An 11648-nucleotide genomic window follows, 5' to 3' on the forward strand; every position below is an offset into this window, starting at 1 on the left:
CGGGCGTTTCCGCGCCGCCGGTGTGAAGTGGTACGGCTCGAACACCGGCAACCGACGGGTCGACCTGCCGCGGTCCATCCACCTGTTCATCCTCAACGACGCGGTCACCGGGGCGCCGAAGGCCGTCATGTCCGCCAACCTGCTGTCCGCCTACCGCACCGGCGCCGTTCCCGGTGTCGGAGTGAAGCACCTGGCCGTGCAGGACGCCACCACCGTCGGCATCATCGGCCCGGGTGTGATGAGCCGCACCATCCTCTCCGCGGCGATCAGCCAGCGGCCGGGCATCCGCACCGTCAGGATCAAGGGGCGCTCGGCGGGCTCCACCGAGCGCGCCGCGCAGTGGATCCGGGACCACCACCCGCAACTGGACGAGGTCCGTGTCGTGGACTCGGAGCGGGAGGCCGTCGAAGGCGCCCATATCCTCATCGCGGGCACCTCCACCTCACCCGACGGCCCGTCGGGTTTCCCGTACTTCCGCACCGAATGGCTCACCCCCGGCGCCCTGCTCCTCATGCCGGCAGCCGCACGGCTCGACGACGACTTCATCCGCAGCGACCGGGCCAACCTCGTCGTCGACTACACCGGTCTCTACTCGGAGTGGTACGAGGAGAACGGGCCCGGCGTCACCTACGAGCAACTGCTCGGCATCCCCGGCAACCGCTGGTGGGACATGTGTGAGGAGGGGTCGCTGCCGCGCGGGAAGCTCGTCAACATCGGCGACATCGCCGCCGGCCGAGCCCCGGGACGCACCAGCGACGACCAGATCTTCTGCTACTCCATCGGCGGCATGCCCGTCGAGGACGTCGCCTGGGCCTGTGACCTCTACGACCGGGCCTGTGCCGGGGACATCGGCACGACCCTCAACCTCTGGGACTCCCCCGAACTCCGCTGACACGCTATCACCGCAAGGAGCGATTCTTCCATGGCTGCCACAGCCGACCTGCCCGTCTCCCCCACGGACGCGACCCCCGAGGGGCTCGCCGATTTCATCCGGGAACGGGGTATCCGCTGGATCGACGTCCGGTTCACCGACGTCCCCGGCACCGAGCAGCACCTGTCAGTGCCCGCCGCGTCCTTCGACGAGGACGCCATGACCGAGGGGCTGGCCTTCGACGGCTCCTCGATCAGCGGATTCACCAGTGTCGAGAAGTCCGACATGCTGCTGCTCCCGGACCTCTCGACCGCCTACGTCGACCCGTTCGTGGAGTCCACGACGTTGAACATCCAGTTCTTCGTCCACGATCCCCGCACCCGTCGGGCCTTCACCCGCGACCCGCGCAACGTCGCGCGCAACGCTGAGGAGTACCTCATCAGCACCGGTGTGGCGGACACCTGCTACTTCGGTGCAGAGGCCGAATTCTATCTCTTCGACTCGGTACGCTTCGACTCGGCGTCCAACAGCTCCTTCCACGAGGTCGACTCTGAGGAGGGCTGGTGGAACACGGGTGCGGCCACCGACCCGGACGGCACCGTCAACCTCGGGCACAAGGTGCGGCAGAAGCGCGGGTACTTCCCCACCGCGCCGTACGACCACCTGCAGAATCTGCGCAACGAGATCGCCGACAACCTCATCGACCTCGGCTTCGAGGTCGAGCGTGCCCACCATGAGATGGGCAGTGGCGGTCAGCAGGAGATCAACTACCGGTTCAGTACCCTGCTGCACTCCGCGGACGCGTTGCAGACCTTCAAGTACGTGGTGAAGAACACCGCGAAGGCGAACAACAAGTCGGCGACGTTCATGCCCAAGCCGCTGGCCGGCGACGGTGGTTCCGGGATGCACATCCACCAGTCCCTGTGGCGGGACGGCCGGCCGCTGTTCTACGACGAGTCCGGCTACGGTGGACTGTCGGACATGGCACGGCACTACATTGGCGGTATCCTCGCGCATGCCCCGGCCGTGCTGGCGTTCACGAACCCGACGATGAACTCCTACCACCGGCTCGTCCCCGGGTTCGAGGCCCCGACAAACCTGGTCTACTCCGCGGAGAACCGGTCGGCGGCGATCCGCATCCCCGCCACCGGCAGGAGCCCGGAGGCGAAGCGGATCGAATTCCGCGCCCCGGACCCTTCGGGCAACCCGTACCTGGCCTTCGCCGCGGTGATGATGGCGGGACTCGACGGTGTCCTCAACCGCACCGAGCCGCCCGCACCGGTGGACAAGGACCTCTACGAGCTTCCCCCGGAGGAGGCCACGCACATCCCGACGACGCCGACCTCCCTGGACCAGGCTCTGGCGGCGCTGGAGGAGGACCACGACTTCCTCACCATGGGCGGCGTGTTCACCCCGGACCTCATCGACAGCTACATCGCCGAGAAGGTCGGAAATGAGATCACTCCGGCCCGGCTGCGTCCGACCACGTTGGACTTCGAGCTGTACTACGACTGCTAGGTCTGCGCTACGGGAGACTGAGGGGCTTCCGGGGGGTGTCCGGGAGAGGCGTCCGGGAGAGGCGTCCGGGAGGACCGACCCGGGGTCTCGGGAGGGGCCGCGGACGGGGCGGGCCTCAGTCCTTCTCCGGCTCCCGCTCGCCGCCGGACAGCGGCACCGTGTGGTCCCAGTGCGTCGCATGCAGGGCGCGACCCACCACATACGACCCCACCGCCTGCACGATGAGCAGGGCCCCGATCGCCCCCACCGCCTCCAGCAGCTCCCCGAGGTTGAAGCCCGTGGTCGTCCACGAATAGACGAGGTGGGCGATGATGAGCAGCGGCAGGCCCATGCCCATCGCCGGGCCCAGCATGTTCACCTGGCTCAGCGCGTCCGGTGCAAGGTACATCGCCACCGCGGACACCAGGATGAACAGGGCGCCGGCCAGGGCGAGGACGCCCACCACGACCGCCGCCCACCAGGTCAGGTCCTGGTACACGCGCATCTGGCCGGTCTCGGCGGCCAGGACTGTCAGGGATCCGGTCACCACCGGTCACCGCCTTCCGCGGGTCAGGATGCGGGCGAAGGAGATTGTGCTGATCGCACCGCCGAGCCCGGCGATGAGCACCACGTCGTAGACGATCGAGGACCGCTGGAACAGGGCGTACACCAGGAAACCGGCGATGACGGTGACGTAGATGATGTCGGCGAGCACGGCGCGGCGGGCGTCATTGCGGGTGGTCACCGCGCGCCACAGCACCACCAGCATCGACACGCCGATGATCACGGCGGCCGCACCGGCGAGGATCCACAGGAGGTGGGTCGGGGTCACTTGTCCTTCTCCTTCGGGGAGTCCGGCTTCTTCGGGTTGTTCCGGCGTCTGCTGAGGTTAAGCCGGGGCTGCGGCAGTTTCGCGCGGGCCTCGAACGCGCTGATGAGCGAGGAGTTCGCCGGGGTGCCCGGATGCCTGCGCCTCCTCTTCGCGTCCCCGACACCGGCGGCGTCCGGGGTTCCGGAGGCGTCGACGTCCCCGGTGCCGGTGGGGTCGGTGGTGCCGTCGGTGTCACCGGAGGGACGGCCGGTGGCGATGCCCTCGGCCGCGCGTTCGTAGACGCTGGCGTCCTCGTCACCCATCGCCGCGAGCGCGGCGCGGGCCTCCCGACGTCTCTTCTGTTCGGCCCTGCGCCGGGCGGCCATCTTCTCGGCGTGCTCGCGGGCGATCTTCTCCCGCTCCGCCTTCGACAGGTCCGGCAGGTCGGCGACATCGAGCTCGTCCTCGGCCCGCATGATCGCGGCGACGAAGGCGGTGGCGTGCGGCGTGGAATCGACCTTCTCCACCGCGAAGACACTGTCCTCGCTGGCACGACCACCGTGGGTGCCGCGGTAGCCGCGGGGACCGGGGACGCCACGCTCGACCAGGTGCTCGACGTCGAACTCCGGGGACTTCTGCTTCACCTCGGGGGCGATCTTCGCCTCCATCACGGCCAACCCGTGGAGCAGCTCCTGCGGGTCGGCGCCGTACATGGCGTGCACGGCGAGAAAACGCTGTACCCGCGGCAGACCGTGTGTCCGGAACTCCTTCGGCCCGGTGGCACCGATGTCCCGCGGGTTGAACTTCCCCGCCTTCGCGTCATCGTCGACCTCTTTCGGGCCGGTGACACCGAGGGCCAGGGTGCCCGGCGTCATGGTGACTGACGCGATGAAGGCGGCGACGTCCCGCTCATCGGTGACGCGCAGCGGATAGTAGATGATCACCGGCGCGATGTTGCGGCCGGTGGTGAAGGTGTCCTTCGCCATGATGAGGGACTCCCTGATGATCTGACCGACCAGCCAGGTGCCGTAGGACACCACGTGGGCCGCCGACCGGAGCAACGAACCGGGGGTGTGGCGGGCCATCAGCGGTCACCTCCTTCCGAGGCGTCGTGGGGCGTCATGAGCGCATCTGTCGGCAGGACAACCCCGACCGCCTCGTCGGGATCCCCGAGCACCGCCCCGACATAGCCGGTCGTGTCGGTGAGACCGGCGGCCGCGTCCCGCGTCCACCCCGAGACCGGCCCCGCAGCGAGAAACATGACCACGCTCAGCACCATCAGCGCCGCAGCGGGCAGGGTCATCGAGCCACTGACCGCCAGGGAGGGATCCATGTCCTGCGGGTCCATCGGTCGGCCCCAGAACGCCTTCCGCCACGCGTACAGCAGACTGAGCAGCGCGCCGACCGAGGCGACGACCACCGCCGCCAGCCCGACCCAGACCTTCCACCCGGAGTCTTCGCTGATCCCCAGGACCAGCATGAGTTTTCCCCACAGGCCGGAGAACGGCGGCAGGCCGGCCAACGACAGCGCTGCGGCGGCGAAGACGGTGGAGACCAGCGGGTCACGGCGCATCAGGCCGGACAACCGCCGGAGCCGACCGGTCCCGTAGGTCTCCTCGATCGCGCCGGCCGACAGGATCATCGCCGCGGCACTGACCATGTGGTGCAGCATGTAGAACACGCCGGCGGAGAGCATCAGCTCTGCGTCTCCGGAGAGGAACGCCAGGGACACGAGGATGAACGGGATACCGTTGACCATCTGGTAGGCGATCACCCCGCGCAGGGTGGTCTCGCCCAGCCCGGCGAAACCGCCGATGAGCATACCGGCGACCGCGAAAGCGAGGATGGTCAACGCCCACCGCTGGTCACCGTCGAAGACGGTCATGTACACGCGCAGCACCGCGTACACGCCGACCTTGGTGTGCAGGCCTGAGAACAGGGCCATCACCGTCGGCGACGTCGCCCCGTAGGAGCGCGGCAGCCAACTGTGGACCGGGGTGGAGCCCGACTTCACACACAGTGCCAGCAGCACCATGCCCAGTGCCATCCACAGCTGCCACTGGGTGCCGAACACCCCGGTGTCGAAGCCGGCCGCGGTTGCCCGCGGCCCGGCGGCACCGGCCAACGCGGCGAGGTTCGTGGTGCCGACGACGCCGTACACCAGCCCCACGCCGGCCAGCAGACACATCGAGGTCACGAGGTTGACCAGGATGAACGCCCGGCCGGCCGAGAGCCGAGCCCAGCTGCCCGTCATGGTCAGCAGCCCGAAGGACGGCATGAGCATGATCTCGATGAACACGAAGAGGTTGAACAGGTCCGCGGTGAGCAGTGCCCCCCACACCCCGCCCAGCAGCATGAGCGTCATCGCGGGGAAGAACCTGGCACGGTTCTCGCCGACGACCTCGGCGAACCAGTTCGCGGCCAGTGCGACCACCGAGGTCGTGAGGATCATCAGCGCGGAGAGGGTGTCCGCGGCGAGCGGGATGGCGACGCCACCGGGGAAGTGCCCGATCCCGGTGGCGATGACGTCGGTTCCGGCGTTCCCGCCCTCACCGGCACCGGACACCGCGGCGAGCAGCAGGGCGCCACCGGTCAGACCGGCGGCCGGTATCAGCAGGGACAGGGCACGTCGGGCGGCCGACCAGGGAATGATCACTGCGATACCCGCCGCGATCAGCGGGACGAAGACGAAGACCGGGAGGAGCTCCGCGGGGAAGGTCATCAGTACTCCTCCTCACGCAGCCGACGCCGGCGGGCCTGCGGCGACTGCTCATCGATGTGGTGGGCGGCCCGGCCCCGGGTCTCCAGGGAACGGAACTCCCGCTGGGCGCGGTCGGTGTCCTCCGCGGAGGTCGTGTCGTCGTCGCGTCCCAGGGCGGCCATCGCCAGCATCACCGCAGTGGCGGCCATGGAGATGACGATGGCGGTGAGGACGAACGCCTGGGGGAGCGGGTCCGCGGCGTCCGCCACCTCCGTGCGGTCGGCGAGCGGGTCGGCACGCCACGCGCCGACACCGGTGGCGAGCAGGAGGATGTTCACCCCGTGGCTCATCAGCGTGGTGCCGATGATGATGCGGACCATGCCGCGCTGCATGACCAGGTACACACCACCGGCGATGAGGATCGCGATGACAGCTGAGATGATCACTGGTCCTTCTCCTTCTCCGCCTTCTCGGCGGCTTCCCTGGCGCGTCGGACCGCCGCCGGGTGCAACGGCACCGCCGAACCCCCGAATGTCTCCGATACGGCGGACAGGGGCGGAAGTGTCGCCGGGGCGGCGGCCTCCACCGGGGAGGCCTTGGCGGCGCGGTTCGGGTCGGCGCCGGGGCGGCTGCGTCCGCCGAGCGTGTTGACCACCACGATCACCGTGCCGATGACCGCGAGGTACACGCCGGCGTCGAAGAGCAGTGAGGTCGTCACGTGTTCGCCCAGGATGTGCCCGTGGATCGGGGTGAGGAAACCGGAACTGTCGGATGCGAGGTAGCCGATCAGACCGGTGCCCAGGGACAGCAGCATGCCAGACCCGATGATGCTGAAACCGAGGTTTCTCCCGCCGACCGGTCGGGACGACGGCTGCACCAGGTACCAGAACACGATGCCCAGGGCCAGGACCAGGGCGGCGAGGAAACCGCCGCCGGGGGACTGGTGCCCGCGCCAGAACACCGCCGCGGAGTAGATCACCAGCACCGCCGCCATCGGCCACATCACCATCCGGCCCAGCACCGAGTTCAGGTAGGTGCTGCGCAGGTAACGGGAGTAGAACGGGGCGAGTTCGGGCACATTGTGCACGTCCGGGAACTTCGTGGTGCCCTTGCGGCGGAACAGCTCCGAGGTCGATCCGGGCCCGTACCCCGGCACCGGGGAGCGCGGCACGGAGCCGACGACCGAGGCGACGACGATCCCGGCCATACCGAGGACGCACAGTTCACCGAGCGTGTCGAAGCCACGGAACTCCACGATGATCGAGGCGACCACATTGTTCGCCCCCGATTCCTCCGGACCATGCTCCAGGTACCACATCGCCAGCTCAGGACGACCGTGCCTGCCGATGAGCAGCCAGGATCCGACGAAGACGACGAGGCCGACGACGGTGGCGGCGACCACGGCGAACTTCGCCCGGTTCTCCCCCTCCCTCAGATAGAGGCGCGGCTGGTGCCGGACGACGAGCATGAGGAACACGGTGACGACGAACTCGACCATGAGGTTCGTCAGTGCCACATCGGGTGCACCCAGGGTCAGCATGATCCAGGACACCGCCGCACCGGCGACGCCCACCAGGATCACCGAACCGAACCGCGACCGGGTGGAGATGATCGCGGTGACCACGAGCAGCACCATCACCAGGCCGGCGAGGTCGCCGATCCGGTCGATGCCCTCCACCCGCGGAGGCAGACTGCCGAGCTGGTGCAGGCCCTCCTCATCGAGGAATGCGGCGCCGGCGAGCAGCAGCACCATGGCGAAGATCCAGATGAGGTGGCGGTTCGGGTTCAGCGAGTTGCCCGGCACGTTGGCCACGCGTCCCCACCGGTTGGCGAGCTGCACGGTCAGTGAGATCACGCCGGCGCCGGTGAACGGCAGCAGATGGCGGCGCTCCATCGCCGCGAAGAGAGGACGGCGCACGGCCAGCAGCGCCACGCCGACCGCGATGACCGCCACGGTGATCCCCAGCGGCACCGTCCAGCCGTGCCAGAAGGCCAGGTGGGAATGGTGCCCCGCGGCACCCGCCATGCCGGTGGCGGAGACCACGGCGTCGAGCGGGCCGTCCCAGAACGCCAGTACGCACACCGCCGGGACACTCGCCAGCGCGGGCAGGACCGCCGGAAGCCAGAACACCGGGGATGCCTCCCGGACCCGCTCGTCGGGCAGTGTCGCGGGCGAGGGGACCCGCTCGGTGCCGTCGGGGCTGTCCGGATCGACCGGACGGCCGTCGACGAAGGCGCCCAGGACGTACTTCGCGGAGTAGAGCAGGGTCGCCACCGCACCGACACCGGCGGCGGTGAGCAGGACGATCTGTCCGGCGGTGCCGACCGGGGCGTCCTCGAAGGCGGCGAGCATACCCTCCTTCGACACGAAACCGAGGGTCGGCGGAATGCCGGCCATGCACGCGGCGGCGACGACCGCACCGGTGAAGGTCCACGGCATCTTCCGCCACAGCACACCGAGATCCCGTAGGTCGCGGGTTCCGGTCTGGTGGTCGATGACGCCGATGATCATGAACAGGGAGGACTTGAACAGGGCGTGGGCGGCGGTGTGCACCACAGCGGCGGCCAGCGCGGCCGGCGTGCCGACACCGATGGTGGCCACGATCCAGCCGAGCTGTGAGACCGTGGAGTAGGCGGTGAGCTTCTTCAGGTCGGGCTTCTGGATCGCGAAGACCGCGGCGAAGACCGCGGTGAACATGCCCGAGATGATGAGCATGAGGTTCCACACGGTGACGTCGTGGAACACCCCGGAGAACCGCATCAGCAGGTAGATGCCCGCCTTGACCACGGCCGCGGCGTGGAGGAACGCGGAGACCGGGGTGATCGCCGCCATCGCCTCCGGAAGCCAGGCGTGGAAGGGGAACTGGGCGGCCTTGGAGAAACCGGCGAGCGCGACCAGGGCGGCGACGATGCCGGTGCGCACGGCATCGTCGCCCCAGGCGTCGGAGGCGATGATGCCAGACAGGCTCGTGGTGCCGGTCGCGGCGACCGCGACACCCAGGGCGACGAGCAGGCTGAGACCACCGGTGAAGGTGAGCAGCAGCGTGCGCATCGCGCCGGGCTCGCCGGTGCGGCCGGCGCGGGCGATGAGGAAGAAGGACGCCAGGGAGACCAGCTCCCAGGCGATGAAGAGGACCGTGACATCGTCCGCGAGGAAAAGCAGCACGACCGAGACCATGAACGCCGTCATGAGCACGTAGAAGCTCATGACGCCGTCACCGTGGTGGTCGGTGGTGCGGTGCAGGTAACGGGTCGAGTAGGCGAAGACCGCGGTGCCGACGACCAGTGCCAGCAGTACGAAGAAAAGGGACAGCGCGTCGAGGCGCAGAGCCAGGGAGACATCTCCGCCGCCGGGGAGGATGTCCGGTATCCAGGTCGTCGACCAGGAGACGGCGTGTCCGTCGAGGACGCCACGGGCCAGACCGGGGTCGGCGACGATCCAGACGGCCAAAGCGGTGAACAGGCCGGCGAGCGGCCAGCCCGCGTCCCGGTCGAGAAGCCGGACCAGGGCGGGGACGAGGATGAGGGCGGCAGTGAGAATGACGGGGATGAGGACGAGACTCGTCAGGGTCACGGTCGGTGGACCACCTCACTGTGTCGGATTGTGGGTGTGGGCGGGGGTCAGGACGCCAGCCGCAGGTCGGGACCAAGGACGTGAACGCGGTGCACCTTCAGGTGCGGGAGACGACGGTTCCACTGTAACAGGCGAACACATCCTCTTGCGCTGCAGGTCACGGGCGGTGACCATCGAACACCCCGCTGGTGGGTGCTGCGCCGGTGGTCACAGCCGTCCTACCATCGGTGCCATGACTTCCGACGAACTACTGCTGCCGTCGATCGGCTTCGGCACCTACCGGCTCCGGGGCGACGCCGGGCGCGCCGCGGTCACCTCCGCGATCGGGCTCGGCTACCGCCTCATCGACTCCGCCTACAACTACGAGAACGAGGGCACCGTCGGCGCCGGCATCCGCGATGCCCTGGCCGCCGGGACCGTCGACCGGGAAGAGATCGTCTACACCAGCAAACTCCCGGGACGGTACCAGCGCCGGGAAGATGCCCTCGCCACCGTCGAAGAGAGTGTGTGCCGGTCCGGCATCGGCCCGGTCGACCTCTACCTCATCCACTGGCCCAACCCCGGCCAGGGGCTCTACGTCGAGGCGTGGCGGGCCCTCATCGAGGCCCGGGACCGGGGTCTGGTGAAGCACATCGGCGTGTGCAACTTCCTGCCCGGGCATCTGGAGACCCTCGAGCGGGAGACCGGCGAAATGCCGGTCGTCAACCAGATAGAGCTGCACCCTGAGTTCCCGCAGACCGACGCACTGGCGTGGGACACCGACCACGGGATCATCACCGAGTCCTGGAGTCCGCTCAACCGTGGGGCGGCGTTGGACTCCGGCGCGGTGGTCGCCGCCGCGGCCGCCCATGACGCCACCCCCGGGCAGGTCATCCTCGCGTGGCACCGGGCGCGCGGTGCAGTGGCGATCCCGAAGGCCTCCTCCCGGGCCCGGCAGCGGGAGAATCTGGAGTCCCTCCAACTGGAGCTGACGGCGGACGAGGTGGCGGCGATCACCGCGCTGGGTCGTCCCGACGGACGGCGGAACGACCAGGATCCGGCGGTGTACGAGGAGTTCTGAGCCGTATTCCGACCCGTTGTGAGGTGAGGGTATGCTAAAAGTATGACGTTCATCCGCCGCTCCCATCCCTCCCTCCCCGTCGCCGCCCTCGCGGCAGGACTGTCGGCCGCCGTGTCGGTCGGCCTCGCCTCCGCCGTGGTGGCGGCATCCGCGTCCGCCGCACTGCCCACCGTCCCGGACTCTGTCTTCCCGCAGGTCAACGAAGACCCCACCGTGACCGTGACCCTCGGGGACGGCGCACCCGTCACAGCGGACACCGTGGTGCACCGCGGCGACGTCCTGCTGGTGCACGGTGAGGGTTTCTCGCCCCGGGCCAACCGTGGCGGCTTCGTCATGCCGGTCATGCCGGGCGTCCCCAACGGCGTCTACGTGCTGTACTCCGGTTTCGGCGCGGACTGGCGTCCGTCCGAGGGGGCGCCGGGCGAGGCCCGCACCCATCCGCACGACCAGCTGGCCTGGGTGCTGCCGGACTCCTCACTCAACGCCCTGCCGACAGTGCCGGACATGCGGACGCCCATCGCGCGGGAGTCGCAGCGCATGGAGCCCGACGGCAGCTTCACCGCCAGGATCGTCGTCGATCCGCCGGCGCAGACCCCCGGGGACAACTTCGGCGTCTACGTGTACCCCGCCGCGGGCTCGGTCAACGCCGCCGAGGAGATCTTCGTGCCGCTGCGGTTCTCCACCGCGCCGGGTGCCGACGCCCCGACCGCGAGCTCCCCGGACCTCGTGCTGGACGCCGGCCTGCCGGCCTCTGTCGCGGACGTCGCAGGGGGCAAGCTCACCCCACGTGACGGGGCGTCCCTGCTTGACGGTGACCGGATCGCCTTCTCTCTGGACGGTGCCGTTGCCGGTGCCGTCCGGTACCGCGGCACCGTCCATGCGACGGCGAAGTTCTCTCTGGCCGATGTGGTGGTCAAGGACCCGTGGGTGGTCACCCGGGCGGACGGCACCAGGGTGCTCACCGCCGAGCTCTCCGACGGCTACAATTCCTCCGATGACGCGGTTACCCGCCGCGAGCTGGGTACCCTCGTCGAACGGGACGGGCGCACGGTGCTGGTCCTGGGGCAGGTGGAGCTGGGTGACGTGACCCTGGCAGCGGGGAACAGTGCACCCGGGGAGTAGTCACAAGGACGC

10 protein-coding genes are annotated in these 11648 nt (G+C 69.2%); 4 read left to right on the top strand and 6 right to left on the bottom strand.

Annotation, left to right across the window (positions count from 1 at the left end):
- Both QZV72_RS09735 and glnA read left to right on the top strand, forming a co-directional pair.
- On the top strand, nucleotides 1-892 hold an 892-nt coding region (locus QZV72_RS09735), incomplete at its 5' end, for a tyramine oxidase subunit B (RefSeq protein ID WP_297007930.1).
- 30 nt (nucleotides 893-922) lie between these two features.
- Nucleotides 923-2389, top strand: a complete 1467-nt coding sequence (gene glnA, locus QZV72_RS09740) for a type I glutamate--ammonia ligase (protein WP_297007933.1) — start codon at nucleotides 923-925, stop codon at nucleotides 2387-2389.
- Between the two features lie 115 nt (nucleotides 2390-2504).
- Here glnA and QZV72_RS09745 read toward each other — a convergent pair whose 3' ends face one another.
- From QZV72_RS09745 to QZV72_RS09770, 6 genes are read right to left on the bottom strand one after another with little or no spacing between them, the layout of a single operon-like run.
- On the bottom strand, nucleotides 2505-2915 hold the full coding sequence (locus QZV72_RS09745; protein WP_297007936.1) for a Na+/H+ antiporter subunit G: 411 nt from the start codon (nucleotides 2913-2915) through the stop codon (nucleotides 2505-2507).
- 6 nt (nucleotides 2916-2921) lie between these two features.
- On the bottom strand, nucleotides 2922-3200 hold the full coding sequence (locus QZV72_RS09750) for a monovalent cation/H+ antiporter complex subunit F (RefSeq protein WP_297007939.1): 279 nt from the start codon (nucleotides 3198-3200) through the stop codon (nucleotides 2922-2924).
- A complete protein-coding gene (locus QZV72_RS09755; RefSeq protein ID WP_297007942.1) occupies nucleotides 3197-4264 on the bottom strand; it encodes a Na+/H+ antiporter subunit E in 1068 nt (355 codons plus the stop codon). Before QZV72_RS09755 ends, QZV72_RS09750 begins: the two co-directional genes overlap by 4 nt.
- Nucleotides 4264-5901, bottom strand: a complete 1638-nt coding sequence (locus QZV72_RS09760) for a monovalent cation/H+ antiporter subunit D family protein (RefSeq protein ID WP_297007944.1) — start codon at nucleotides 5899-5901, stop codon at nucleotides 4264-4266. The genes QZV72_RS09755 and QZV72_RS09760 overlap by 1 nt, the downstream gene beginning before the upstream one ends.
- Complete coding sequence (locus QZV72_RS09765; protein ID WP_297007947.1) at nucleotides 5901-6326, bottom strand: cation:proton antiporter subunit C; 426 nt, start codon at nucleotides 6324-6326, stop codon at nucleotides 5901-5903. The genes QZV72_RS09760 and QZV72_RS09765 overlap by 1 nt, the downstream gene beginning before the upstream one ends.
- The gene (locus QZV72_RS09770; RefSeq protein ID WP_297007950.1) at nucleotides 6323-9454 is read right to left on the bottom strand and encodes a DUF4040 family protein; all 3132 of its coding nucleotides are present in this window, start codon (nucleotides 9452-9454) and stop codon (nucleotides 6323-6325) included. Before QZV72_RS09770 ends, QZV72_RS09765 begins: the two co-directional genes overlap by 4 nt.
- A 232-nt stretch (nucleotides 9455-9686) precedes the next feature.
- Here QZV72_RS09770 and QZV72_RS09775 point away from each other — a divergent pair, with 232 nt between their 5' ends.
- Nucleotides 9687-10514, top strand: coding sequence for an aldo/keto reductase (locus QZV72_RS09775; RefSeq protein WP_297007952.1), 828 nt, complete (start codon nucleotides 9687-9689; stop codon nucleotides 10512-10514).
- Nucleotides 10515-10556: 42 nt separating this feature from the next.
- A complete protein-coding gene (locus QZV72_RS09780; protein ID WP_297007954.1) occupies nucleotides 10557-11636 on the top strand; it encodes an HtaA protein in 1080 nt (359 codons plus the stop codon).
- Nucleotides 11637-11648: the final 12 nt, after the last annotated feature.

This window comes from uncultured Corynebacterium sp., assembly GCF_902782855.1.
Classification (GTDB): domain Bacteria; phylum Actinomycetota; class Actinomycetes; order Mycobacteriales; family Mycobacteriaceae; genus Corynebacterium.